Origin of the sequence: Microbacterium sp. Beta (assembly GCF_005502545.1) — a bacterium.
Classification (GTDB): domain Bacteria; phylum Actinomycetota; class Actinomycetes; order Actinomycetales; family Microbacteriaceae; genus Microbacterium; species Microbacterium oxydans.
Window position 1 is genome coordinate 53,321 of sequence record NZ_SCOG01000016.1, and the last position, 24,574, is coordinate 77,894.

Below are 24,574 nucleotides of genomic sequence, written 5' to 3' on the forward strand. Positions count from 1 at the left end.
AACCTCCGGGGACACAGCTGGCCCGCTCCGCCCGCAGCGTCGATACCGTCCGTTCACGCAGCGTTCCATTCGGAGTACGGCAGTCTCGTAATTGCGCGTCACCTTCAGGGGTTGGAATACCGATGTTCTCGGAATGCCGAGACGTCTCCTCCCGAAAGGTCATCATGCGCCGCTTCACCCTGCCCGTCGTCGGCCTCCTGGGCGTGGCCGCCCTCTCTCTCACCGCTTGCCAGAGCCCGACCGCCGAGGCTGCTCCGGCCGATCCGGACGCTCCTCTCACGATCGCCACGATCCCCGTCGGCGACGACCCCACCGCCGAGAACCCGATCGAGGTGTTCGCCGACCTGCTGGGGAAGGCGACGGGCCGTGACGTCGAGATCACTGATGTGCCCGACTACCTCAGTGTCGTCGAGGCCATCCGCGCCGACCACGTCGACATCGGCATCATGAGCGGCTTCCCGTCGGCCCTCGCCGTCAACACCGGCGAGGTGGATGCGCTGGTCGCCTTCCAGGGCGACGGCAAGCCGGTCTCGACCTGCGTCGTGCTCGACGACTCGCCCATCCAGAAGGTCGAGGACCTCGAGGGCAAGACGGTCGCGTTCGCCGATCAGGCCTCCAGCTCCGGGTACTTCATGCCCGTGTACATGCTGCACGAGGCCGGTCTCGAGCAGGGGACCGACTACGAGGCCATCTTCGCCGGCGGACACGAGGGCAGCTTCGCCGCGCTGCAGCAGGGACAGGTGGACGCTGCTTGCACGGCCGTCATGCTCACGGAGCTCGGTGCCCCGATGTTCCCCTTTGCGGATGGAGAGTGGCGCGCGGTGGGAGAGAGCCCTGCGATGGACATCCAGGGCGCGGTCCTCGGCCGTCAGTCGCTGGACGCCGAGACCCGCAAGGTGATCCAGGACGGCATCGCCGAGGTGTTCTCGCCCGCGAACGCCGAGCGTCTCGGTGCTTACGGTGCTTTCGCAGCGGCCCCGCAGACGGTCGACCCGAAGAGCGCCGACTTCCAATCCTTCGCCGAGATCGCAGCCGTGGCCGGGGTCAAGCTCGAGGACCTCAAGTGACTCTTCCCGCTCCGCGTCTCGCGCCGGCGGCCGCTGTTTCCGCACCCGGCCGAAACGGAGATGATTCGTCGTCGTCAGGGCGCGTCGCAGACCGACACGCCGGAGCGCCAACCGATGCTCTGGGTTTCGGCCCCGCCGAGGGTGCCCTGCGCACCCCCACGGCCGAGCTCCGCCAGGCGCTTCCCCTCGTCACGGTCCGCGGACTGCAGGTCGCGTACGGGGAGAACACGGTGCTCGATGGGGTCGACCTCGACCTCTTCCCCGGCGAGATGGTCGCCCTGCTCGGAGCCTCGGGCTCGGGGAAATCCACGCTGATGCGCAGCCTGACCGGGTTCGCGCCGATCAGCTCCGGCACGGTCCGCGTGGCCGGGCACGACGTCACGAACCTCGGCCGCGGCGAGCTGCGAACCCTCCGCTCCGGGGTCGGACAGGTGTTCCAGCAGTTCAACCTGATCCCACGCCTCAGCGTCATGACCAATGTGCTCACCGGCGCCCTGCACGGCGCCGGGCCGATCAACATCGCGGGAGGCTTCTCGAACGTGCACCGCCGTCGGGCGCTCGAACTGCTCGATCGGGTCGGGATCGCGCACAAGGCATCCGCTCCCGCACGCTCCCTCTCGGGGGGACAGCAGCAGCGTGTGGCGATCGCGCGGGCGCTCATGCAGCTGCCGAAAGTGATCCTGGCCGACGAGCCGGTCGCGTCACTCGATCCGAAGCTCGCGGGATCCGTGCTCGGCCTGTTGCGCGAGATCGCCACGCAGGACGGCATCCCTGTGCTGGTGAGCCTACATGTGCTGCCGCTCGCTCTCGCGCACAGCGACCGCATCGTCGGGCTTCGCCACGGCGAGATGCTCGTCTCCGGCGTGACCTCGCAGTTGGATGCCGCCGCGCTGGAAGACCTGTACGACGACGAGGAGCACGGTGATGACGACGACCACTGAGCCGCGCGCAGACAGGACCACCCGCCCGACTCTCGACCCCGCGGAGCGCGCCCGGCTCGAGAGCGCCTTCCGCGTGCCGCGTGCCCGCTTCCTGATCGGACTGCCGGTCGCGGTCCTGGTGCTGATCTGGTCGTTCAACGGCGCCCAGTTCAACTTCGTGAAGCTCGGCGAGGGCGCGATCAACATGGGTGAGTTCCTGTCGCGCCTGTTCCCGCCCGACTTCTCGAAGATCGGCACCATCCTGGCACTGCTGCTGGAGACGTTTCAGATGGCCGTCGTCGGTACGGTCCTCGGCGCCGTCCTCTCCCTGATCGTCGCCTTCGGAGCCACCTCCACCCTCGCGCCGAAGTGGCTGTACTACCCGACGCGCTGGGTCATGAACATCATCCGCTCCGTGCCCGACCTGGTGTTCGCGCTCATGTTCGTCTCGGCTGTCGGGCTCGGCCCGTTCGCCGGCATCCTGGCCATGACGCTCGGCTCCATCGGCTCGATCGGCAAGATCTTCGCCGAGGCCATGGAGCAGGTCGACCGAGGGCCCGTCGTCGCGATGGAGGCGGTCGGCGCCTCGAAGCGGCAGGTCATCCAGTACGGGATCCTCCCGCAGGCCGCACCGCTGCTGACCTCGTACACGCTGCTGCTGTTCGAGGGCAACGTGCGCGGCGCGACCATCCTCGGTCTCGTCGGCGCCGGCGGCATCGGCCTCGAGCTGACCACCGCGATGCGCATGTACGACTACGGCCACCTCAGCGCCATCATCATCTGCATCATCGTGCTCGTCACGGTGATCGACCAGGGCAGCGCCCTCATCCGAAGGAGAATCACATGAGCATCATCGATACCGGACTCGTCCTCAGCGCGCCGGTAAACCTGCGCGACCTCGGCGGCATCATGATCGATGGCGGTGTGCTGCGTGAAGGCCTCGCCATCCGCACGGACGACCTGGCCTACGTGACCTCGGAGGTGGCCGATGAACTCGTCGCGGGTGGACTCAGTGCCATCATCGATCTGCGCTCGCCGCTCGAGGTCTCGGTCACGGGACGTGGGCCTCTCGGCGCGCACCCGGTCGGCTACCACCACCTGCCGCTCGTCGCGGATGTGGGGGCATCGATGGGAGACAAGGCCCCGGAGCTGAGCCACGAGGCCATGGGCCTGATGTACCGGCGCATGGTCGAGGGCGCGGCGCCGCAGCTCGTCATCGCGCTCAACGTGATCGCGCACACTCCCGGCACGGCGGCCTTCCACTGCGCCGCCGGTCGCGACCGCACCGGTGTGCTCGCCGCCATGCTGTTGCTCGCATTGGGGGCCACCGACGACGACATCGTCACCGACTACGCCCGCACCGGCGACAACATGGTCGCGATCATGGCGCGCACGGCTCCGGTCATGGGAGCGATGTGGAGAGCTCTGGGCTTCGACGCCGCCGCTCTGGAGAACGGCTCGTCACTTCTGGAGGGCTCGATGGATGTGTCCATGCGCAGCCTTCTCGACACGCTCCGCGCGGAGCATGGGGACCCGCTGACGCCGTTGCGCGCTGCGGGGCTCTCGAACGCCACGATCGCCCGACTGCGCGAGCGGGCGCTGGCCGCGTGACGATGCCGATGGCGGACGCCGGGGCCGCGGTTCGCCGCCGCCCCGGGCGTCCGCGCGATGAGGAGATCGACGGACTGATCGTCGACGCGACGCTGGGGATCATCGATGCGGGCGAGGAGGTCACGGTGTCGCGCGTCGTCGCGTGCAGCGGAGTGAGCCGCGCGGCTCTGTATCGGCGCTGGCCGTCGCTGACGCTGCTGATCGCCGCCGCGCTCGACGTCGGGCGCGAGGTGCCACCGGACTATCCCGCGGATGCCGACCTGCACGAGGTGCTGCTCGCAGGGCTCGGACTCGGCGCGGACGGCGTCGCACCCTCGGCGCCCGGTTACTCCGAGGAGCGGTTCCGGCAGCGCATCCGCCTCGTCATGGCAGATCGCGCCCTGCAGAAGACGTACTGGGAGTCGCACGTGTCCCGGCGACGGGTTCCCCTGCAGAATGCGCTCCGCATCGGGATCGCGCGGGGCGAGCTGCGGGCCGACCTCGACGTCGAGGCGTGCTTCGACGCCGTCGCGGGTGTCGCTTACTACCAGCTCGTCGTGCGCGGTGACAGGATCAGCGACCCCGCCGTCGTGGCACGGCTGCGTGCGGCGATCGAGGTGATCTGGCGCGGGATGGTCAGCTCTTCGTGAGGTCCTGCGCGAACATCAGCAGGATGCCGCTCGGGCCGCGCAGATACGTGAGCTTGTACACGTCCTGGTAGTTCGCGACTCCGCGCAGCGGGTGATAACCGTGTCGGGCCGCGATGGTCAGCGACTCATCGATGTCGTCGACCGAGAAGGCGATGCGGTGCATGCCGATCTCGTTGGGCAGGGTGGGCTCGGTCTCGATCGCGTCCGGATGGATGTACTCGAACAGCTCGATCTGGCCGTGCCCGTCTGGTGCCTGCAGCACGGCGATCTTCGCGTGGTTGCCGTCGAGGCCGACCGCGGTCGACGCCCACTCTCCGCTGACCTCGTCGCGGCCGAGCACGGTGAGGCCGAGGTCGGTGAAGAACGAGATGGTGGCTTCCAGGTCGCGCACCGCGATGCCGACGTTCTCGAGCGTGATGGGCATGGGGGAATGCTACTCGTGCCCGTCGCCACCGCCAGGGGTTATCTGCCGAGCTTCTCGGCACAGGCGACGCAGTACTCGGCGAACGGCCGTGCCTCCAGGCGTCCGGCGGGGATCGGGCGGCCGCAGTTCGCGCAGATGCCGTAGGTGCCGGTTTCCACTCGAGCGAGCGCATCATCGACCTGCTGCAGCTCGGATGCCGCGGCGTCGGCGAGACCCGTCAGCCGGGACCACTCCGACGACAGGGTGACGCCCTCGGGGTCGTGTTCGTCGTCGTCGTTCGAGCCCGCGCGGTCGTGGGTGAGCTCGTCGAGCATCGCCGCGGTCGCCTGCACGCGCGCCTCGGCCTGCATGCGCAGTGCGAGCAGGCGTTCCCGGGCGTCGGCGGTCATCTGCCTACTCTAGGCACCTTCACCGACACCCGATCCCGGGGTCGTCGTCAGTCGGAGGTACGGGTCGTCGGCACCGAGTCGGTCGTCGTCGGCACGGCCACGGACTTCATGCCGGGGTGGTCGCGTTCGAGGGCTGCGCCCTCCATGTCGACGTTGGGTAGGATGCGGTCGAGCCAGCGCGGCAGCCACCAGGCCGAGCGTCCGAGCAGGTGCATGAGCGCGGGCATCAGCAGCATCCGCACCACGAACGCGTCGAGCAGCACGCCGAACGCGAGCCCGAATCCGATCGAGCGGATGATCGTCGACTCCGAGAAGATGAACCCGCCGAAGACCGACACCATGATGAGGGCTGCGGCGATCACGACCGAGCGTCCGGCGCGGAAGCCCTGGGCGACGGCATCGCGAGCGGAGGCGCCGTGCACGAACGCCTCCCTCATGCCGGAGGCGAGGAACAGCTGGTAGTCCATCGCGAGCCCGAACAGGATGCCGACGAGGATCACGGGCAGGAAGCTCAGGATGGGTCCTGTGCTGTGCAACCCGATGATCTCGGCACCCCAGCCGAACTGGAACACCGCCACGATCAGCCCGTAGGTCGCGAACAGCGACAGCACGAAGCCTCCCGTCGCGATGATCGGTACGAGCAGCGAGCGGAACACCACGATCATGATGAGCAGCGACAGGCCGACCACGACCACGAGGTACAGCGGCAGCACTCCGGCCAACGCTTCGGAGATGTCGATGTTGATCGCGGCCTGACCCGCGACGCCGAGAGTGATCCCCTCCGCGACGGGAGGCATGGAGCGGAGGTCCTGCACGAGCCTCTCGGTCGACGCGCTGTTCGGGCCTTCCTTCGGCGCGACCTGGAACGCGAGCAGCGTGTTGTCCTCGGAGGTGGCGATCGGGGCGACCGCAGCCACGTCGTCCTGGTCGGCGATGGCCTGCGCGATCGTCACCTGCGTGGAGAGCAGGTCGTCGTCGCTGACCGCTTCGTCGAGGGTCGCGGTCACGAGCAGCGGGCCGTTCGCGCCCTCGCCGAACTGCTCGTCGACGGTCTGGAAGGCGCGGTAGCTGGTCGAGTCGCTCGGTTCGCTCGATCCGTCGGGCAGTCCGAGTCGCATCGACATGGCGGGGATCGCGATGATCAGCAGGGCGACGACGCTCACGAGCGCGGTGACGACGGCGCGGAGCGTCGACATGCGCTTCACCGGCTTGCCCGCGGCGTGCTCCTCGCCGATCGTGGTGCGCGCGCGACGGCTGAGCAGGCGTGTGCCGACGAGGCCGAGGATGGCGGGCGCGAGGGTGATGGCGACGAGCACCGCCACGGCGACGCACACCGCGCCGACCGTGCCCATGAGGCCGAGGAAGGGCACACCGGTCACGTTGAGGGCGAGGAGGGCGACGATCACGGTCGTGCCGGCGAACACCACGGCCGTGCCGGAAGTGCCGGTCGCGAGGCCGATGGATTCGCGCACCGGAACTCCGGCGAGCAGTTGCTTGCGGTGCCGGTTGACGATGAATAGCGAGTAGTCGATGCCGACCGCGAGACCGAGCATGACACCCAGCACGGGAGTGACCGACGCCATGTCCACCACGCCTGAGAAGGCGAGGGAGGCCGTGACGCCGACGCCGACGCCGACGATGGCGGTGACGATAGGGAGGGCGGCGGCGATGAGGGAGCCGAGCATCACGATGAGGACGATCGCGGCGAACGCGAGGCCGACCGCCTCGCCGACACCGAAGATCTCCGGCACGCCCTGCGCGATGTCGGTGCCGAAGTCGACCTCGACGCCGTCGATGGGTGAGGACTCGAAGTGGTCGATCGCGCCCTGCTTCACCTCTTCGGAGAGCTCGAGGCGCGGGTCGACGAACGAGATGTTGACGATGGCGGTCGAACCGTCGTCGGAGACCACGCCGATGCCGTCGGCCAGGTCGAGCAGGGTCGAGCCCAGCTGCACCTGGTCGGCGTTGTCGTCGAGGGTGATGCGGGACTGGTCGAGCTGTGCGTTCTGGGCCGCGACCTGAGCCAGCTGCGCGTTCAGGGCAGCGATCTGGGCGTCGAGGGCGGCGAGCTGTGCGGATCCGGCACCGGCCTGCTCCGCCTGCGTGCGCGCGGCCGTGAGCTGCGTGAGTCCGGCTTCGAGCTGCGCACGGCCTTCGTCGAGCTGCGTCTGGGCGGCATCCAGCTGCGTGCGACCGTCGGCGACCTGCGTCTGGCCGTCGGCGAGCTTCTGCGCCTGCTCTTCCTGTTGCTTCTGCGCGTCGAACGGATCGATCACGCGCGCGACGCCGTCGAGGTCTTCTGCGCTGATGGCGAGGTCGGAGATCGCCTGCTTCTGCTCGTCGGTGAACGGCGACCCGTCCTTCGTGCTGTAGACGACCGTGCCGGTGCCGCCGGCGGTGTCCGGAAGCTTGTCGGCGAGCTCATCGGTCACGGCGCCGGATGCAGTGCCGGGGATGTCGAAGCTGTTGCTCAGCGTTCCGCCCAGGGTGAGGAAGGCACCGATGCCGAGGCCGAGGATCAGCACCCACGACACGATCACCGTCCACGCCTTGCGCGCAGCGAACGAACCCAGACGGTAGAGCAGTGATGCCACAGTGGTCTCCTTCAGACTCGAAGATCATACGGCACGTCTCGTCTAGCGATCTGTGGCTATCCTGAACGGATGGCGAACGAGCATCGGAGCGGCCCCGTGCGCAGCACGGCGGCACGCGAGGCGATCCTCGATGCGACCTCTCGGTTGTTCCATGCGCAGGGCTATGACCGGCTCACGATCGAGGGCATCGCCAAGGAAGCCGGGGTCGGCAAGCAGACCATCTATCGCTGGTGGTCGTCGCGCGGGGCCCTGATCGCCGACTGTCTCGTGGACGGGCGGCTCATCCCCGTCGACTTCGTCGTGCCCGACACGGGTGATCTGTTCGCCGACGTCGAGACCTGGCTGCAGTCGGTGTTCTCGATCCTCGCCTCCGCGCAGGGTCAGGCGCTGCTGCAGTCGCTCGTCGCCGCTGCCGCCGAAGACGCGGCGGTCGGCGCGCATCTCGGGAGCAGCCTCGGGGTGGAGCAGCATCTGTCCGAACGGCTGCGAGGGGGGATCCGTGACGGTCAGCTGCCGGAGGATGCCCCGGTCGCACAGATCGGGCGCGCCATCCTGGGCGCGATCATCGTGGAGTCGCTCGGGCGTGAGACGCATGGCCCTGACGGCATCATCGACCTGGCCCGGTACCTCTTCACGCGCTGAGTCTCAAACTGACGACCCATTGTCTCCTAAATTGACGACTGATAGCCTCTCAATCTGACGACTCGCTATCTATCGATTTGACGACTGGAGCTCGCTTTGGTCAGCCACTACCTTCCTCGCATCGTCGACGACGAGCTCGATGCCGCGCTGTCGCGCGCGGGTGCTGTTCTCATCGAAGGTCCGAAAGCGAGCGGAAAGACCGCAACGGCGAAGCGCCGGGCGAACAGCGCGGTGCATATCGATACAGACCCCGCAGTCGCTGCCCAGATGGCGGTTGATCCTTCGCTGGTTCTCGAAGGCGAAGCTCCTCGTCTCCTGGACGAATGGCAGCTGCAACCGAGGCTCTGGGACGCCGTGCGGAGAGAAGTCGACGAGAGGTCGCGACGGGGCCAGTTCATCCTGACCGGCTCGACCGCCCCGGCGTCGGACGCACGCCGGCATTCAGGGGCCGGCCGGTTCGCTCGCCTGCGAATGAGGACGATGACACTCGCGGAAAGCGCCGACGGCGACGCTGGTGTTTCCCTTCGTCGCCTTCTTTCCGGAGAGGCGCCACGACATGGTGCGGCACCCCTGGACTTCGACGGTCTTCTGACCCGCATGGCGGTCGGGGGGTGGCCGGCAGCAGTCGGCTTGCCGGTCAAGGACGCCCTGGCCGGCAACCGCGACTACGTCGATACGGTGATCGACGTCGACGTCGACTCCGCCGGGCGCGCGAGAGATCCGTTGAGGGTTCGCAGGCTCATGCAGGCGCTGGCTCGATCCACGGGGACGGAGGTGTCGATCTCCACCCTTGCGCGTGATGAGGCGACGTTGTCGCGCGATGCGGTCCGCGAATACATGGATGCGCTGAGCCGGATCTTCGTCATCGAAGACCAACCTGCATGGTCAGCTCATCTCCGATCGTCCGCAACCCTCCGCAAGGAGCCGAAGCGGCACTTCTGCGATCCGTCCGTCGCGGTTGCCCTCCTCGGTGCTGACGCCGCCGCGTTGCGTCGAGACCTCGGCTTCACGGGACAACTCTTCGAGTCCCAGGTGGTGCATGATCTTCGTGTCATGGCGCAACCTCTCGGAGGAGAGGTCTACCACGCCCGCGACTCGGCAGGCCGTGAAGTGGATGCCATCCTTCAGTTGCCGGACGGGCACTGGGCCGGATTCGAAGTGAAGCTTGGCGCCGCAGCGGAGACCGTGGATGCAGCCGCAGCGTCGCTGATGGAGTTCGCGGCGAATGTCGACGAAACCCGAGCCGATTCGCCGGTACTCACGGTCATCACCGGCACCGGTCCGTCGTATCGGCGTGCGGACGGAGTGAACGTCGTGGCCCTGCCATCGCTCGGCATGTGACCGCGATCGAATCGTGTCCACGTTTCCCTGCACGCTTGGACGGCGGGCGACGGCCGTTCGTCACGCAAGCCCGCCTGCCGGCGACGGCCCAGATCTCGACTCAGCCGAGAAGCAGCGTCAGCACCGTCGCGCCACCACCGCCGAGGATCAGCGCGATGATGACGGTCCACGCGACGATGCGCATGCGCCGATTGCGCTTCTCGCCGAGGTCGCCGTAGTCCTCGCTGAGACCGTCGTTGCTCATGCGCTGACCGCCTCGGTGACGGTCGGGCCGAAGTACGACGGCAGTGTGGCCTGCGAGCGCTCGCGCAGTTCGGCTGCCGTCACGGTGAAGACGTCCTGCACCTCGAGCTTCGCGCCCTCACTGTCGGTCACGCCGATGCGCATCACCGGGTAGTCGCGTCCCTCGCAGAGTCCGCGGAACTTCACGTCGTCCTCGCGGGGAACGGTCACGATCACGCGGCCGGTCGACTCGGAGAACAGGGCCGTCGCGGCATCCACGCCGTCACGCTCGATGATCTCGTTGAGCCAGACGCGGGCACCGACACCGAAGCGCATCACACCCTCGGCCAGGGCCTGCGCGAGGCCACCCTCGGAGAGGTCGTGCGCCGACGAGATGAGCCACTCATCGCGGGCCGCGGCGAGCAGGCCGGCGAGGCGCTTCTCGCCCGCGAGATCCACCTTCGGAGGCAGGCCGCCGAGGTGCTGGTGCACGACATCTGCCCAAGCCGAACCCGAGAGCTCGGTCGAGGTGGTGCCGAGCAGGTAGATGTTCTGCCCCTCGTCCTGCCAGCCGGACGGGATGCGGCGGGAGACGTCGTCGATGATGCCGAGCACGCCGACGAGCGGGGTCGGGTGGATCGGCACGTCGCCGGTCTGGTTGTAGAACGAGACGTTGCCGCCGGTGACCGGGGTGCCCAGTTCGTAGCAGCCGTCTGCGAGGCCGTCGACGGTCTGGCCGAACTGCCACATGACCTCGGGGTTCTCGGGAGAGCCGAAGTTGAGGCAGTCGGTGATGGCGGTCGGCACGGCACCGGTCACGGCGACGTTGCGGTACGCCTCGGCGAGGGCGAGCTGCGCGCCCGCGTACGGGTCGAGCTGGCAGTAGCGGCCGTTGGCGTCGGTCGCGACGGAGAAGCCGAGGCCGGACTCCTCGTCCACGCGGATCATGCCGGCGTCGTCGGGGAAGCTCAGGGCCGTGTTGCCGAGCACGTAGTAGTCGTACTGGTTCGTGATCCAGCTCGTGTCGGCCAGGTTCGGGGAAGCAACGAGGGCGAGGAACTGCTCGCGCAGCGTCTCGGGGTCGTTCGCGCGCGGAAGCTTCTCTGCGGCATCTGCCTGGAGCGCGTCGATCCACGTCGGGTACGCGACCGGACGGTCGTAGACAGGGCCGTCGACCGCGACGGTCGAGGGGTCGACGTCGACGATGCGCTCGCCCTGCCAGTCGATGATGAGGCGTCCGTCGCCGGTGACCTCGCCGAGCACGGAGGTCTCGACCTCCCACTTGTTCACGACGGCCAGGAAGGCGTCGAGCTTCTCGGGGGCCACGATCGCCATCATGCGCTCCTGGGACTCCGACATGAGGATCTCCTCTGCCGTGAGCGTGGGGTCGCGCAGCAGCACGTTGTCGAGAGAGACCTTCATGCCGCTGTTGCCGTTGGCCGCGAGCTCGCTGGTCGCGCACGAGATGCCGGCTGCGCCCAGGTCCTGGATCGCCTCGACGAGCTCGCCGCGGTACAGCTCCAGGCAGCACTCGATGAGCACCTTCTCGGCGAAGGGGTCGCCCACCTGCACCGCGGGGCGCTTGGTGGGGCCACCGTCGGCGAACGTGTCGGAGGCCAGGATGCTCGCGCCGCCGATGCCGTCGCCACCCGTGCGGGCACCGAACAGGACCACCTTGTTGCCGACACCGGTGGCGTTGGCGAGCTTGAGGTCTTCGTGGCGCAGCACGCCCACGGCGAGCGCGTTGACGAGCGGGTTGGCCTGGTAGACGCTGTCGAAGACGGTCTCGCCACCGATGTTCGGAAGGCCCAGGCAGTTGCCGTAGAAGCTGATGCCGCTGGTCACGCCGTGCACGACGCGGGCGGTGTCGGGGTGGTCGATCGCACCGAAGCGCAGCGCATCCATGACGGCGACCGGGCGGGCGCCCATCGAGATGATGTCGCGGACGATGCCGCCGACACCGGTGGCCGCGCCCTGGAACGGCTCGATGAACGAGGGGTGGTTGTGCGACTCGGCCTTGAAGGTGACGGCCCAGCCCTCGCCGACGTCGACGACGCCCGCGTTCTGGCCCATGCCCACCATGAGGCGTTCCTTCATCTCGTCGGAGACCTTCTGGCCGAAGCGGCGCAGGTAGTTCTTGCTCGACTTGTAGGAGCAGTGCTCCGACCACATCACCGAGTACATCGCCAGCTCGCCCGAGGTGGGTCGGCGGCCGAGGATCTCCTTGATGCGCGCGTACTCGTCGTCCTTGAGTCCGAGGGCGCCGTACGGCTGCTCCTTCTCGGGGGTCGCGATCGCGTTCTCGACGGAGTCGGGGACGTGCTGGGGGGAAGGTGCAGGGGCGGTGGTCACGCGCACTCCAAAGGAAGGGGCCGGCGGGGCAGGTTCAGTCTACCGGCGCGGGTGGGGCGACTCTCCCGCGGGCGGCGGACTCAGAGTCGGTCGCGGAGGACGGTGGCGATGTCTCGCCCCGTGTGGAGCACGCGGTGCACTCGCACAGCATCAGGGTCGTGGGTGTAGATGATGAGGTACGGGTGGCTCCGAAGAGGGAAGGCGCGGATCTCGGGAATCTCGGTCACCGGTTCGAAGCGCGCCGACCCGAGAGAGGGATGCGCAGCGAGCCGACCCATCGCGTGCTGGAGATCATCGATGAACGCGATCGCGATATGTGGCACTGCCTCGCCGAGATAGTGGGTGACTGCGCCGTCGATGTCCTCATCGGCCCGTCGAGACGTGATGGGGTGCCCCGGAGTCACGCGTCGGGGGCGTCGGCGTGGACGCGGTCTCGAAGGCGATCGAAGTATGCCTGGTCGATTTCGGAGCCTGGTCCGGATGTCATCCCGTCGATGACGAACGACCGCAACTGCTCGCGGGACTGCTCGTGGCGGATCAGCTCACGCACGAACTCGCTGCTGTTGCTGTAGCCGCGTTCGGTCACCTGGGCTTCGACGAAGTCCTTCAGTGCGTCCGGAAGAGAGATGTTCAGGAGGACGAGTCGCCTGCCGCGGTGAAGCGCTCCGCCAGGATCCCTGCCGCCTCCCGTAGCGCCTCCGGCCCGACCACGGTGAACGGAGCGTCGAACCGGGCGACCGAGGCGAGCACCCCCACCCACGACCACGACCCGATGGTGACGCGGCATGACCCGTCGGGGAGTTCCTCCAGATCTCCGACGCCGACCCAGGGCGCGATATCGCGGGCGGGGAGCGCGATCACGACCTCACCGAGGCATGGCCAGGCGTCCGTGGCCGTCGCCCCCTTGGCCCGGGCCGCGAGGTAGGTCTGCGCATCCGCGGCGGGCAGAGGCCTCGGTATGAATGACGGGCCGGTCGGGATCCGCGGTGTCATCCTGTCCAGGCGGAACGTGCGCCAGTCGTCGGCCTCCAGGTCCCAGGCGAGCAGGTACCACCGGCCTTCGCGGGCCACCACCGCGTGTGGTTCGGTGCGACGGGCCGGACGGTCGCGGTCGGGACCGTAGCCGAAGCGGAGCACCTGCCGGTCGCGGACGGCGGCGCTCGCCGCCTCAAGTACCGTCGGATCGACCCTGGTCGCGTTCTCGGTGCCGGTGAAGCGGATGCCGTCCACTCGATGTCGTAGCCGGGACGGCATCACCTGGCGCACGGTGGCCAGGGCTCTGGCGGCACCTTCATCGATGTCGATCCCCGTCGCCGAAACGCTCTGGAGGGCGACGGCGATCGCGACCGCCTGATCATCGTCGAACAGCAGCGGCGGGAGCTCCGATCCTGCGGCGAGACGATAGCCGCCGTCCGGTCCCTTGATCGCACCGATCCGGTAGCCCAGCGCGCGCAGCCGGTCGACGTCGCGGCGCACCGTGCGGGGGCTGACCTCCAGCCGTTCCGCCAGTACGGACCCCGGCCAATCGCGCGGGGTCTGCAGCAGCGACAGCAGCGCGAGCATGCGTGAAGAACTCCCGGTCATGCGATTCAGTCTGCCCGAAGTAGAGGACGGAAACTGACCTCTACCTCTGTGATCGTTGTCGTCAGAGGTCCCGAACGGCGGGGCTCGCGACGAGGAGAAGAGCATGACCATCACCACCACGACCCACCTGAACTTCCGCGGCACGGCCCGGCAGGCGCTCGACTTCTATCAGTCCGTGTTCGGCGGCGAGGTGACCGCGGCGACCTATGGACAGTTCGGCATGCCCGAGGGCGTTCCGGGCTTCGACAAGATCGTGTTCGGCCAGTTGGACGGTGTCGTGCGCCTGATGGCGTACGACATCCCTGGTGAGGACGACTCGAACCCGGCGGCGACCGCGGGCAGCACGCACCGGGAGAACGGAGCGACCCTCACCGACCGCACGTTCTTTCAGTCCCTGCGCGCCGACTCGCTCGACGAGATCCAGTGCTACTGGAACGGGCTCGTCGAGGGCGCGACCGTGATCGAGTCACTGGCAGCATCGGCGTGGTCGGCCGGTTTCGGCATGCTCACCGACCGTTTCGGCGTGACCTGGGTGCTCGACGTCGCGGCCTGAGCCCGGCTCCTCCCGGCTCTCCCCGAACGGATGCATGAACATCGGACGGATGCATGAGCAGCTCCTGCGTATGATCATGCATCCGTCCGATCCTCCGGCAATCGTGCGCCCCGGCAGGCGCATGTCCCGGCAGGCGCATGTCCCGGCAGGCGCATGTCCCGGCAGGCGCATGTCCCGGCAATCGTGCGCCCCGGCAGGCGGAGCCACCGGTGTCACGGATCGACACGCGAAATGCGGTCGGGCGTGGGCATCCGTAGATTGGACTGGTCCCGCTGCGAATGGAGTTCCCCGTGTCCGAGATCCGCGTCCTGCGTCTTTCCTGTATCGACGCCGCCGACTGACTCGGTGGGACCCAGACCATGACCTCCGCCTCCCCCGTGCATCCGTTCGATGCCCGCACCCGTCTGTTCCTCGACCGGCCGCAGAGCCGCAAGTGGAGTCTGCACCCCGGACACATCGGCGCCTGGGTGGCGGAGATGGACTTCGGGGTCGCGCCCGAGATCGCGGAGGCGCTGCATCGCGCGATCGACGACGAGAACCTGGGATACCTCTCCCCTCCGCAGGCCGCGGAGCTCGGTGAGGCGACATCTGAGTGGATGCGCGACGAGTACGACTGGGCGGTCGATCCCGAGCGTGTGCATCCGGTCTCGGACGTGATGGCGGCCCTCGGCGTCGCGGTGCAGGAGTATGCGCCAGCGGGTTCGCCCGTGATCGTGCCCACCCCCGCGTACATGCCGTTCCTGACCTACCTGCCGGCGATCGGACATCCGGTGATCGAGGTCCCCGGCGTCGAGGTCGACGGGCGCTGGCAGCACGACCTGCAGCGCATCGACGAGGCGTTCGCCGCGGGGGCGCGGACGCTCGTGCTCTGCAACCCGCACAACCCGACCGGCACGATCGTCGGACGTGATGAGCTCGAGGCGATCGCAGAGATCGTCGAGCGGCACGGCGGGCGGGTGTTCGCGGATGAGATCCACGCCCCGCTGCGCTACGAGGGTGCGCCGTTCGTGCCGTACGCGTCGGTGTCGGAGGTGACGGCCGCGCATACGGTGACGGGCACTAGTGCCTCGAAGGCCTGGAACATCCCTGGACTGAAGGCCGCGCAGCTGATCACCTCGAACGAGGCCGACCAGCAGTTGTACAAGCGGTTCGGTTTCGCGGTGCAGCACGGTGCGGCCACGCTCGGGGTGGTGGCCTCGACGGCGGCATACCGGTCGGGCAAGCCCTGGCTGACGGAGGTGATCGCGCACCTCGACGGTTCGCGGCGGCAACTGGCGACGCTGGTGGAGGAGCACCTGCCCGGAGCCGTGTACCACGTGCCCGAGGCGACATACATCGGGTGGATCGACACCTCGGCGCTCGGGATTCTGGGGCCGCCCGCCGAGTTCTTCCGCGAGCAGGCCGGGGTCGTGCTGACCGAGGGGCGGCTGCTCGGGCGTGGCGCCGAGGGCCATGTGCGAGTGGTCTTCGCGACACCGCGTCCGATCCTGGAAGAGGCTTTCGTCGCGATGGGCGATGCCGTGCGCCGAGCGGGTCTCGTGGTCTGAGCCGGGCGCGCTCGGGAGTCGCTGCGGAGACTGTCAAGCCCCTCTGTCGTGTCGGTGGCCTCACGTAGAAAGGTATGCGAGAGAAGGGATCCCGCCATGGCTGCAGGCGACATCGAGACGTTCCATCGCAACGGCATCTGGTTCAACCGCATCGAGGGGGAATCGCAGACGTTGGGGAGCAGCTTCATGGGCGAGGCCGAGGCGGTCAAGGTCGGTCGCAGCGCCGCGGTCGCACGTCAGGTCGAGCACACGGTGCGCACAGAAGAGGGGCCGTCGACCGACTGCTCTCCCTACGACCTGCACCCGCGCGAGCTGATCGGCCGATGACCGCGGTGGATTCCGACCCGCCCGCCCGGCCTCCGCGTCGGATGCTGTTGCAGGCATGCGTGAACGGCGCTCGTGATGCGGTCGAGCACCCGTGGTTGAGTGCGGATGCGTCGGTCGTCGCCGACGATGCCGCGCGTGCTGTGGTGGCGGGAGCGCACGAGGTGCATGTGCACCCCAAGGATGCCGCCGGTCGCGACAGCCTTGCCGCCGACGATGTCGCTCGCTGGGTGACAGCTGTCCGCGAGTCGAGCCCCGGTGTGCCGGTCGGCGTGACGACGGGCGCATGGGCCGAGCCCGACGTCGAGCGCCGCCTCGCCGCCATCGAGGCGTGGACGGAGATACCCGATCACGCGTCGGTCAACTGGCACGAGGCCGGTGCCGACGAGGTGGCCGCGCTGCTGCTTAGGCGCGGCGTCGCGGTCGAGGCCGGGTTGTGGGACGCGGCCGGCTTCGAGATGTGGAAGCGGTCGCCCGTTCGCGGGCAGAGCCTGCGGGTGCTGATCGAGCTCCCCGACGAGCCGACCGAGGTGCTGCGCGATCACGCTGAAGGGATGATCGCCCACGTGCAGCTCGAGGAGCCCGACCTCCCGATCCTGTTGCACGGCGAGGAGGGGTCGACGTGGCCGGTGTTCGACCTTGCCGTCGAGTTCGGGTTGGCGTCGCGCATCGGCCTGGAAGACACGCTGCTGCTCCCCGATGGCACGACTGCTCCGGGGAACGCGGCTCTGGTTCGGGCGGCCGTGGCGCGGATGCGGGGAGTCTGACCGGGCGGGTGCGCGGGGTGCGGCATTCTGGGGCGATGTTCTCTGGCTCTTTTCTTCTCGTCCTTCTCGCGAATCTCGCGTACGTCTTCATCGGGATCGCTGTCGTGTGGCTGGTGATCTACTCGGCCGTGCGCGCGGCTCTCGCGTCGCACCGGCAGGCGACGGCCCGAGAACGACGGCCCGGCCCGGAGTGACGGCCTACGCGCAGTCTCGGAACCTAGACTCCCGGCATGCCGTTCTCTGAATACGTCCGATCGATCCGCGCGCGGATCGGTCATGACCTCCTGCTGCTGCCGGGCGTGACCGCGGTGATCCGCGAGGGCGATCGTTTCCTGCTCGCGCGCACGGCGGGCTCGGAGGAATGGGGTCTGATCGGTGGTGGCGTCGAGCCGGGGGAGGATCCGGATGAGGCGATCACCCGTGAGGTGCAGGAAGAGATCGGCGCGCGCATCCGCATCACCGGGATCGTCGGCGCTTTCGGTGGCGAATCGCTCGTCGTGACGTATCCGAACGGGGATCGTGTGTCGTACGTGTCGACCGCGTTCGCGTGCGAACTGCTCGATCCGCCGGTGCCTGATCAGGACGAGGTCGTCGAGGTCGGGTGGTTCACGCGTGCCGAGATCGCCACGCTGCCGCATCCGGTGTGGGTGGATCGGATGTTGGCCGAGGTCGGCTAATCCTCACTCTCCGCTTGCGCCGTCCCACCCCGACCAGTCGGGACGGTCGACGATGCAGAAGCGGTTGCCCTCAGGGTCTTCCATGATCACGTAATCGGCGTCGGCCGGGCGTCCGTCCCAGTGCACCTCGCGCGCACCCAGAGCGAGGAGCCGCTGCACCTCGGCGGCCTGATCCTCGGCGTAGATGTCGAGGTGGATGCGCGGAGGCAGTATGCGCTCGGAGTGGTGGGCGTCGAGGGCGATGCAGGGAGCGTCGGCATCGCGCGGTGTCAACACGACCCAGTCGTCGTCCGCGGGGTCGCGTTCGACGTAGTCGAGAACTGCCTTCCAGAACGTGGACTGCGCGGGGAGGTCCGTCACGCGGATCACGATCGACACGAGCTTCAGCATGGAGCGAGTGTATGACCGCTGGAGGGTTGTTCCGCCCAGTGATCGATAGGCGAGATGTCACGCCGCAGGCCGCGACCAGCTGCCGGACGCCACCTCTCGAGTGTGACGAGATGGCGCCCGACGTCTTGGGCGAGTGTCACACACGCCTGTCTCGTGAATGTGAGGACCGCTCGCTGCTGAGGGCGGCAAGCAAGAGCGAGGACGCGACGATTGCTGTCGTTGCCATGACCGCGCTCCACGATCCGCTGATGGTGACAGCAGGCGATCCGTTCTCATCTACGTACCCTTCGAAGCGGGCGATCCAGGGGACCGTAATCGTGATGCTGTTCGCGAATGCGTAGCTTGCGAACGACAACCCGGCGATGACCACAAGCCCGATGGAGGTGCAGAGGGAGCACGCCATCACGAAGATGCGGTCGCCCGTGAAGAGCCGCTTGGGAGACATCAGGAATCCCTCATTACTGTCGCGCTACCGCACGCACCTGGCGGTGAAGCCGTTTCGGGTGGAGAGCTCGGGGTACTTTCCCTGGGCGCGACAGGTGTTCCACCAACTGATGACAATCCAAGTGGCGACTCCAAGGGCTGCTGCTGCGACCACGATCGCTGCCGCCGCTGTGATGACGATGACGACGACAGGAAGCGGATCGGCGACGATCGGATACGAGATGCCGCTCAGGCTCTTGTGTGCGACGGTCTGGGTCAGGACGTTCCCTTGAACGGAGTACTGAGTCGGGAGGCTCTTTCCGCTCGAGTCGCGAGCCCAGGCTGGTTCGAAGATGACGACTGTCTCTCCGGTCGAGTCGACGATCCGGGCGCCGCCGTCTGCAGTCTCCTCCAGGCGGTTCTCGGGCGGCATTGTGAGCCCGTAGTCAAAGCGTTCGGGTGCTGCGTCGTTCGCGATGACGGTGAGGAGCTGAGCCCCGCCGTCTACGGGGATGACGGCATTCGCACTATCCATCGTGGAGGGATAGGCCACTCCACCCTTCGGAAGGTTCTCGCCGGCGATGGCTGCGTCCGCGTGCGGCAGGTCGATGCCAAGAACGAAGCTCCCTGTCGAAATCTGTACGCCATCTGTGGCGTCGTTCGAAACCTCGACACTGACACCGTCCTGAGCTGTCTTGCCATCTTGCCCATCTTCGATCTCAGAAGGAGCGAAGTCGCGGACCAGGCCACCTTCCATGTGCTCCAGAGCAGCGGCGATCTCGTGCCCTGCTGTCGTCGGGTCTCCATCTTGCGCGGCATCCGCCCACGATGCTGTGGCGGGAAGAGCGATAGCTCCGAGGACTAATGCAGACGCGGTCACTGCGGATATGAAAAGCCGTTTGCGCTCGTGGGGCCGTATACGTGTAGTGCGGAAACTCGGAAACATGGGATCCTCCTGACCTCTATGTCGACTACTTGGAGCTGATACAAGCACACATATGAGGACGATAGTGATATATTCGTCGTCGTATCCTGAGGCGAAGTTGCGAGTCAAGACTGATCGTGAGGCGAGTGCGCGCGTGGACATACGAAACGCCCCCGCCGTTCGGGTCGGCGGGGGCGTCGGCTTCGCGTTGGGGCTTACTGCACGGACCATCCGCCGTCGGAGGCGAGGATGGCGCCGTTGATGTTCACGGCGTCGTCCGACAGCAGGAACGTGATCGAGGCGGCAAGGTGCTCGGCGGTCGCGACGGTCGGGATCGCCTGCTGGAACGGGGCGAGGCGGCCGGAGCCGTACTCGGACATGTTCGGGGGCATCGGGATGCCGGTGGCGACGCCGCCAGGGGCGACGGAGTTCACGCGGATGCCCTTCGGCCCGTACATGAAGGCTGCGGACTTCGTGACGCCGATGATGCCGTGCTTGCTGGCCGTGTAGGCGTTGCCCGAGGCGTTGCCGCGGAGGCCTGCTTCGCTCGAGACGTTGAGGATCGCGCCGCGGCCGACTGCTTCCATCACGGGAATGACCGCGCGCATGAGCTTGAACGGAGCGGTCAGGTTGATCGCGATCACGCGGTCCCAGACGGCATCCGGGGTCTCGCCCGCGGGGGAGAAGTCGTCGTTGATGCCGGCGACGTTCGCGAGGCCGTCGATGCGGTCGCCCGCGGCGGCGAGCACGGCGTCGATAGCGTCCTGCCTGGTGAGGTCGCCCGCGACCGTGACGATGTCGGCATCCGGGAGCTCGGCCTTGAGGGTGTCGAGCTTCTCGGCGGCGATGTCGCTCGCGATCACGCGTCCGCCTTCGCGGGCGATGCGCGAGGCGGTGGCCTTGCCGATGCCGGAGGCGGCGCCCGTCACGATGACGGTCTTGCCGGCGAAGCGGCCGGACGTGACCTTCTCTGTCCAGCCCTCGGAGTCGTCGGCCTCGGGGATCTCGCCGTTGTTCGCGGCGCGCACGAGGTCGTCGACGACCGACTGCGGGAGCTGGCCCTGGCTCATGGCGACGAGCTGCTGCAGCGGAAGTCCGAGCACGGGGGTGAGGAGTTCCGGGTCGGCGCCCGTCTTCTCGAAGAGTCCGCGGATGAGGGGGCCGCCAGTGGGGTCGTTCATCCAGTCGCCGATGGTGGAGTGTGCGGTGAGGGCCATGCTCGTTCTCCTTGCTCGGGTGCCGTTGTAGTTTCGCAACGGTGCGTCTACTTATGTTCCAGTGTACGCCTGAGTACGGTGGATGGGTGCCTCGTCCTCGCAGTGAGAAAGCCCGCCAGTCCGTGCTGGACGCGATGCGGCGCGCGCTCGCCGCAGACGGATACGACGCCGTGACGATCGAGGGTCTTGCTGCCGAGGCGGAGGTGTCGAAGCAGACGATCTACCGGTGGTGGCCGTCGAAGGCCGCGATCCTCGGAGAAGCGCTGCTCGAGGGGACGGTCCCTGGTTCGGATGTCGTCGTGCCGATGACGGACGACCTCGGCGCGGACCTGCGCGCATGGTTCACGGCGGTGTCCGCGGGGCTGGCTCGGCCCGAGGGTGTGTCGCTGGCGCGAGCGCTGATCGAGGTGACGGCGGCTGATCCCGAGTTGGGGCTCGTCTTGAACGAGCGGTTGGCGGCGCCGATCCGCGAATGGGTGTCGGAGCGAGTGGCGCGCGGACGTGCCGCGGGAGACGTGCGAGCGGATGTGGATGCGGGGGCGATCGCGGATCAGTTCATCGCGATGGCGTCGTACTCCGCGTTGATCGGGCAGCCGTTGAGTGCGGAACGAGTGAAGGAGACCGTGGTGCGGTTGCTGCGGGGGATCGCGGCGTAAGACGGGTACTCCGTGGTGTCGGGCTAGGCCCGCCAGTACACTGAACCATCGTTCTCGCGGGCGAGAATTCGGTGAACGACTAGATACCGACGCAGTGTCGGGACATCGGAGGTATACCGTTCTAGGCGGCCGTTCACCTCCGTTTCAGTGAGCCGTTCTCCCGCGGCGATCGCCTGATCGCCAATCGTCGTCAGCAACGCTCCTCGCTCGTTTGCTCGCCGTGGGTACTGTCGTATCCGACCGCTCTCGTCAAACCACCGCTGTAGGGGATCTGACGTCGCCTTCCCGCTAAGACTTGCCAGCTCTGCCCTGATTCCTGCGGAGTTGAGCGCAAGGCTCTCGGTGTCTGCGGTGATGAGCCCGCTTCGAGACAAGGCCTCGATGGCCTTATCCCTCCTCTCCTGAGGAATATCGTCGGGGTCGACGCGCAGTACGATGCTCGCGAAGACGCGAGCCACCTCCTCGTTTGCGAGACACGCCAACATTGCTCTCACGTCGCTCATGATGCCTCCAGGATCCTAGGTTGGCGTTGAGATCTTCTCATTGGTCCTGCGAGGAGGAGAAGCACGCAAAGCGCGTACAGGGCGCACGAGCTCGTGATCGCCCACTCCACGCCCCAGACATCGCCGAGGATCATCGTGACTGGGGCGACGACCGCGACGATGAGCGAATCCGCCATGGAGACCAATGACTCTGACGTCGCTCGATACTCGTTGCTGATGCGCTCGTGAAACAACCCCGCGACGACGATCGTTTGCAAGATCTGCAGGCCTACGTGAATCAGGAACGAGGCGACGATCAACACCGGCTGGTTGAAGAACGCGAAGAGGATGGTCGCAACCACGTTGAGAGAAGCCAGGAGGGCCACGCGCCCCGCTGACACTTTGATGAAGCGGAGGAAGAACGGGGCGACAAGAGCGGTCATGTTCATCACGAAGAAGCCGACGAAGATGAAGCCGAGCGACACCATGTCAAACTTCACCTGCCAGAGCAGGAACGGCGCGACGGCGCATGCGTTAGTAACGATGTAGACGAGGGTGTATGGGCCCTGGACAACTCCGAGCGAATCACGCACGTACCGCTTCCAGGGGATTCGATCGACGGCCGTGTCCACGTCCTTGAAGGAGAACACGACCAACGTCGCCACAGCGTAGAGCCCGATCGCCCCGAGCCAGATGAACTCGGGCTTGATGTGAAAGAGCCAGAGTCCGAGTAGTCCCGCGAGGATTGCGGCCGCTCCGCCGAGGTATTCGAGTCGCCCGAACATGCGCGCGATCGCCTTGGCGTCGGGCGTGGGGATCTGATTGATGATGAGCGCATTGCTCGTGCCGCTGAGAGCGGCGACGGCGATCCCAGCGAGAACCTGTGCGGTGATGAGCATCTCTGGCGACAGGTTCAGGAAGAAGAGGGAGAATGCGGCGATGCGGACGAAGTTTCCGATCTGCAAAGCAAGCTTGTTGGAGTAGCGGTCAAACAGTACTGCGAACGGGAGTTCTGTTGCCGCGAGGGCGACGCTGAACGCCGAGGTCATGATCCCGACGAACGCGAGCGAGTAGCCGATCGTCTGGAAGTAGACAACGTCGACCACCGTGAAGCATGCGACGCCGGCCGCGCTGAGAACGTAGAACGCGTAAATTCTGGTCATCGTCTCACATGAAGGTCGGTCCCGCGTAGGAAATACGCGGGGAGGTGGGAGCGCCCGGGAGTGCGCTCGCGAAGACTTGGAACCTCTTCGAGTTTGAGAAGTAGGTGGCGTCGGTGAGGCACATGCCTGCCGCCATCACGCGCACCACTGCAAAGGAGGGGGAGTCGACGAGCACCACCTGATACACCTCAGTCGAGCTACGCGCGAACAGCTCCAGGATGGAGCGGAGGCTGTGGCGTCGTTTTCCGCCCGAATGCGCTTCGCCGGGACCCGCCCTTTGGTCGGAGTGCTGGAAGAAGTTCGGAAGGAGGTGTCTCGCTGCTCCGGTGTACCAGATGTGGCGCATATCACCATTGACATCCTCTACTTCGACTCCGAGATTCAGCGAGTGCAGAATCTGCAGACACTCGACAAACGCGCGAAGTGATGCCTGCTCGAGATTCTCACCGGCTCCGATGCCTCGTGCAGTTCGGGCTTCCCAGGCGTCGTCGGTGACGTACGTTGCATGCACGACAGGGATGCCGAAGGGGTTCCGGAGCTCCTGGAAAGTGAATCGACCGTGGGACACTGCTTTTGCAGCGTGGACATGCGGGTGAAGCGCTTCTTCCGGTAGCTCGGCTAAGCCCTGCCCGGTGCGAGCGAAGTACCAGAAGGCGTCGCGCTCGATCAGCTCCAATAGTGCTTGCAGGGTCGCATCCTCAACATTGGCCCCGGACGCAACACCGGTTGTGGTGGTGACACTGAATCTCGACGCCCTCGCGTCTCGTGGCTCGTAGGGGCAGAAGGCGAGGTTAGCGGGGAGGAGGACGGGATTGCCTCCCGTGAGCTCCTCGGCCGCGAGCCATTCGAGCGGGAGGTCGGGGGCGTAGGGCGTTATCCCGGTGGTGTCGTCCAGCGCGGGATAGCCGAATTTGATCTCAGGTGAGATTGCGGCGACCAGGTCGTTCTCGGTGCCAAGGACGGAGGGGATCGAGACTGGGTCGGCGACGAAATACCGCTCCAGCGCTTCGCCGATGAAGCTCGCGAGTGCCTGCTCGAGATTGCGTCCTTTACCTCCCGCGACTTCGCACTCGTTAGGCGTGATTGATGTGCGAATAAGGCCCTCGATCAGCGTCGCATGCGGTTCGTCACCGCCGTTGTACGGATTGGTCACGATGGCAGCGAAGCCAATCGCCGCCCGGTTCGCGGCTACGAACGCGGTGGCAGAAGCGGCGCGGACGCCGCCCGTATCGGAGAATTCCGGCGTGGTGTTGTCAGGGTTCAATGGGCGGAACGCGCCCATAATGTCCTGTAGTTGGCGATCGGAGTCACGGCACGCGGGGCAGTCTGGGACGGGGAAGCACACCGACCAACATTGAGGACCGTAGATGTCGGTGACTGCAATGGGGATGGCGTGCCGCTCCAGCATCCGCAGGATCAGCGACGCGGCGTCCCTGTCGGTGACCGCCGGCCGCTCGAAGTCCGCGTAGTACTGATCGAGAAGCAGGACGGATGCACCGATACACGTGGCGCACCCCCACCTTTTGTCCGCGCGAATCGGCGCCCACACGGTCCCCTCTTCCCCACGAAAAGTTACGATCTGCGTGGATGAAGCTCTGCTCAACATCAGATCCGCATCAGCGTCGAGAGAGAGTTCCTTACAGATTTCCTGGTATATCGCTTCCACTCACTCACC

The 24,574-nt window shown here is 67.0% G+C and carries 29 protein-coding genes; 14 read left to right on the forward strand and 15 right to left on the reverse strand.

Features of this window, described 5'->3' with window-relative positions; genetic code table 11:
• The first annotated feature begins 122 nt into the window (after positions 1-122).
• Genes phnD through FFS56_RS14585 form a run of 5 tightly spaced genes read left to right on the forward strand, consistent with a single transcriptional unit; the run spans position 123 to position 4,227 of the window.
• Positions 123-1,067, forward strand: a complete 945-nt coding sequence (phnD, locus tag FFS56_RS14565) for a phosphate/phosphite/phosphonate ABC transporter substrate-binding protein (RefSeq protein ID WP_249352985.1) — start codon at positions 123-125, stop codon at positions 1,065-1,067.
• A complete protein-coding gene (locus FFS56_RS14570; RefSeq protein WP_233437362.1) occupies positions 1,064-2,008 on the forward strand; it encodes a phosphonate ABC transporter ATP-binding protein in 945 nt (314 codons plus the stop codon). Before phnD ends, FFS56_RS14570 begins: the two co-directional genes overlap by 4 nt.
• Positions 1,992-2,834, forward strand: coding sequence for a phosphonate ABC transporter, permease protein PhnE (phnE, locus tag FFS56_RS14575; RefSeq protein ID WP_046748157.1), 843 nt, complete (start codon positions 1,992-1,994; stop codon positions 2,832-2,834). Before FFS56_RS14570 ends, phnE begins: the two co-directional genes overlap by 17 nt.
• Entirely contained in the window at positions 2,831-3,598 is a 768-nt protein-coding gene (locus FFS56_RS14580; protein WP_127011549.1) for a tyrosine-protein phosphatase, read from the forward strand. The genes phnE and FFS56_RS14580 overlap by 4 nt, the downstream gene beginning before the upstream one ends.
• A gap of 8 nt (positions 3,599-3,606) precedes the next feature.
• Positions 3,607-4,227, forward strand: a complete 621-nt coding sequence (locus FFS56_RS14585) for a TetR-like C-terminal domain-containing protein (RefSeq protein WP_046748159.1) — start codon at positions 3,607-3,609, stop codon at positions 4,225-4,227.
• Here the strand turns inward: FFS56_RS14585 and FFS56_RS14590 are convergent.
• The 3 genes from FFS56_RS14590 to FFS56_RS14600 are packed head-to-tail and all read right to left on the reverse strand — an operon-like array spanning position 4,214 to position 7,634.
• Positions 4,214-4,651, reverse strand: coding sequence for a VOC family protein (locus FFS56_RS14590; protein ID WP_127011550.1), 438 nt, complete (start codon positions 4,649-4,651; stop codon positions 4,214-4,216). The two genes, FFS56_RS14585 and FFS56_RS14590, sit on opposite strands and share 14 nt — an antisense overlap.
• 38 nt (positions 4,652-4,689) lie before the next feature.
• Entirely contained in the window at positions 4,690-5,040 is a 351-nt protein-coding gene (locus tag FFS56_RS14595) for a TraR/DksA C4-type zinc finger protein (RefSeq protein WP_127011551.1), read from the reverse strand.
• 47 nt (positions 5,041-5,087) lie between these two features.
• On the reverse strand, positions 5,088-7,634 hold the full coding sequence (locus tag FFS56_RS14600; RefSeq protein WP_127011552.1) for an MMPL family transporter: 2,547 nt from the start codon (positions 7,632-7,634) through the stop codon (positions 5,088-5,090).
• 69 nt (positions 7,635-7,703) lie between these two features.
• Here FFS56_RS14600 and FFS56_RS14605 point away from each other — a divergent pair, with 69 nt between their 5' ends.
• Both FFS56_RS14605 and FFS56_RS14610 read left to right on the forward strand, forming a co-directional pair.
• Positions 7,704-8,276, forward strand: coding sequence for a TetR/AcrR family transcriptional regulator (locus FFS56_RS14605; protein ID WP_046748162.1), 573 nt, complete (start codon positions 7,704-7,706; stop codon positions 8,274-8,276).
• 96 nt (positions 8,277-8,372) lie between these two features.
• Complete coding sequence (locus tag FFS56_RS14610) at positions 8,373-9,617, forward strand: DUF4143 domain-containing protein (protein ID WP_127011553.1); 1,245 nt, start codon at positions 8,373-8,375, stop codon at positions 9,615-9,617.
• Positions 9,618-9,717: 100 nt separating this feature from the next.
• On the opposite strand, the gene FFS56_RS20590 is transcribed toward FFS56_RS14610, so the two are convergent.
• The 5 genes from FFS56_RS20590 to FFS56_RS14630 form a co-directional block, all read right to left on the reverse strand.
• Positions 9,718-9,861 (reverse strand): hypothetical protein, encoded by a 144-nt coding sequence (locus FFS56_RS20590; protein WP_164734066.1) that lies wholly within the window; start codon positions 9,859-9,861, stop codon positions 9,718-9,720.
• Complete coding sequence (purL, locus tag FFS56_RS14615) at positions 9,858-12,191, reverse strand: phosphoribosylformylglycinamidine synthase subunit PurL (protein WP_046748164.1); 2,334 nt, start codon at positions 12,189-12,191, stop codon at positions 9,858-9,860. Before purL ends, FFS56_RS20590 begins: the two co-directional genes overlap by 4 nt.
• 80 nt (positions 12,192-12,271) lie before the next feature.
• Positions 12,272-12,595 (reverse strand): type II toxin-antitoxin system RelE/ParE family toxin, encoded by a 324-nt coding sequence (locus FFS56_RS14620; RefSeq protein WP_137772280.1) that lies wholly within the window; start codon positions 12,593-12,595, stop codon positions 12,272-12,274.
• Positions 12,592-12,777: a type II toxin-antitoxin system ParD family antitoxin gene (locus FFS56_RS14625; RefSeq protein ID WP_233437363.1), complete on the reverse strand. Its 186-nt coding sequence runs from the start codon at positions 12,775-12,777 to the stop codon at positions 12,592-12,594. Before FFS56_RS14625 ends, FFS56_RS14620 begins: the two co-directional genes overlap by 4 nt.
• Positions 12,778-12,821: 44 nt before the next feature.
• Positions 12,822-13,775, reverse strand: coding sequence for a WYL domain-containing protein (locus FFS56_RS14630; protein ID WP_127011555.1), 954 nt, complete (start codon positions 13,773-13,775; stop codon positions 12,822-12,824).
• A gap of 103 nt (positions 13,776-13,878) precedes the next feature.
• Here FFS56_RS14630 and FFS56_RS14635 point away from each other — a divergent pair, with 103 nt between their 5' ends.
• The 6 genes from FFS56_RS14635 to FFS56_RS14655 all read left to right on the forward strand — a co-directional run bounded on the left by FFS56_RS14635 (position 13,879) and on the right by FFS56_RS14655 (position 17,643).
• Positions 13,879-14,328, forward strand: a complete 450-nt coding sequence (locus FFS56_RS14635; RefSeq protein ID WP_127011556.1) for a VOC family protein — start codon at positions 13,879-13,881, stop codon at positions 14,326-14,328.
• Between the two features lie 359 nt (positions 14,329-14,687).
• Positions 14,688-15,875, forward strand: a complete 1,188-nt coding sequence (locus tag FFS56_RS14640) for an aminotransferase class I/II-fold pyridoxal phosphate-dependent enzyme (protein WP_127011557.1) — start codon at positions 14,688-14,690, stop codon at positions 15,873-15,875.
• 96 nt (positions 15,876-15,971) lie between these two features.
• Entirely contained in the window at positions 15,972-16,202 is a 231-nt protein-coding gene (locus tag FFS56_RS14645; RefSeq protein WP_127011558.1) for a hypothetical protein, read from the forward strand.
• Positions 16,199-16,966 (forward strand): 3-keto-5-aminohexanoate cleavage protein, encoded by a 768-nt coding sequence (locus FFS56_RS14650; RefSeq protein WP_249352987.1) that lies wholly within the window; start codon positions 16,199-16,201, stop codon positions 16,964-16,966. Before FFS56_RS14645 ends, FFS56_RS14650 begins: the two co-directional genes overlap by 4 nt.
• Before the next feature lie 35 nt (positions 16,967-17,001).
• A complete protein-coding gene (locus tag FFS56_RS20595) occupies positions 17,002-17,160 on the forward strand; it encodes a hypothetical protein (RefSeq protein WP_157543518.1) in 159 nt (52 codons plus the stop codon).
• 36 nt (positions 17,161-17,196) lie between these two features.
• Positions 17,197-17,643: an NUDIX domain-containing protein gene (locus tag FFS56_RS14655; RefSeq protein ID WP_127011559.1), complete on the forward strand. Its 447-nt coding sequence runs from the start codon at positions 17,197-17,199 to the stop codon at positions 17,641-17,643.
• Between the two features lie 3 nt (positions 17,644-17,646).
• On the opposite strand, the gene FFS56_RS14660 is transcribed toward FFS56_RS14655, so the two are convergent.
• The 4 genes from FFS56_RS14660 to FFS56_RS14675 all read right to left on the reverse strand — a co-directional run bounded on the left by FFS56_RS14660 (position 17,647) and on the right by FFS56_RS14675 (position 20,598).
• Positions 17,647-18,033: a VOC family protein gene (locus tag FFS56_RS14660; RefSeq protein ID WP_127011560.1), complete on the reverse strand. Its 387-nt coding sequence runs from the start codon at positions 18,031-18,033 to the stop codon at positions 17,647-17,649.
• Positions 18,034-18,169: 136 nt separating this feature from the next.
• Positions 18,170-18,478 carry a hypothetical protein gene (locus FFS56_RS14665; protein ID WP_046746392.1) on the reverse strand — a complete coding sequence of 103 codons (309 nt, stop codon included), beginning with the start codon at positions 18,476-18,478 and terminating at the stop codon, positions 18,170-18,172.
• A gap of 24 nt (positions 18,479-18,502) precedes the next feature.
• Positions 18,503-19,213 (reverse strand): hypothetical protein, encoded by a 711-nt coding sequence (locus tag FFS56_RS14670; RefSeq protein WP_052748578.1) that lies wholly within the window; start codon positions 19,211-19,213, stop codon positions 18,503-18,505.
• A gap of 383 nt (positions 19,214-19,596) precedes the next feature.
• On the reverse strand, positions 19,597-20,598 hold the full coding sequence (locus FFS56_RS14675; RefSeq protein ID WP_127011562.1) for an SDR family NAD(P)-dependent oxidoreductase: 1,002 nt from the start codon (positions 20,596-20,598) through the stop codon (positions 19,597-19,599).
• Between the two features lie 86 nt (positions 20,599-20,684).
• On the opposite strand from FFS56_RS14675, the gene FFS56_RS14680 reads away from it, so the two are divergent.
• A complete protein-coding gene (locus tag FFS56_RS14680) occupies positions 20,685-21,254 on the forward strand; it encodes a TetR/AcrR family transcriptional regulator (protein ID WP_233437365.1) in 570 nt (189 codons plus the stop codon).
• 23 nt (positions 21,255-21,277) lie between these two features.
• Here the strand turns inward: FFS56_RS14680 and FFS56_RS14685 are convergent, their stop codons facing one another.
• The 3 genes from FFS56_RS14685 to FFS56_RS14695 are packed head-to-tail and all read right to left on the reverse strand — an operon-like array spanning position 21,278 to position 24,565.
• The gene (locus tag FFS56_RS14685; RefSeq protein ID WP_127011563.1) at positions 21,278-21,757 is read right to left on the reverse strand and encodes a DUF2087 domain-containing protein; all 480 of its coding nucleotides are present in this window, start codon (positions 21,755-21,757) and stop codon (positions 21,278-21,280) included.
• Positions 21,754-22,899 (reverse strand): MFS transporter, encoded by a 1,146-nt coding sequence (locus FFS56_RS14690; protein ID WP_127011564.1) that lies wholly within the window; start codon positions 22,897-22,899, stop codon positions 21,754-21,756. The genes FFS56_RS14685 and FFS56_RS14690 overlap by 4 nt, the downstream gene beginning before the upstream one ends.
• 4 nt (positions 22,900-22,903) lie before the next feature.
• Positions 22,904-24,565 carry a YcaO-like family protein gene (locus tag FFS56_RS14695; RefSeq protein ID WP_127011565.1) on the reverse strand — a complete coding sequence of 554 codons (1,662 nt, stop codon included), beginning with the start codon at positions 24,563-24,565 and terminating at the stop codon, positions 22,904-22,906.
• Positions 24,566-24,574: the final 9 nt, after the last annotated feature.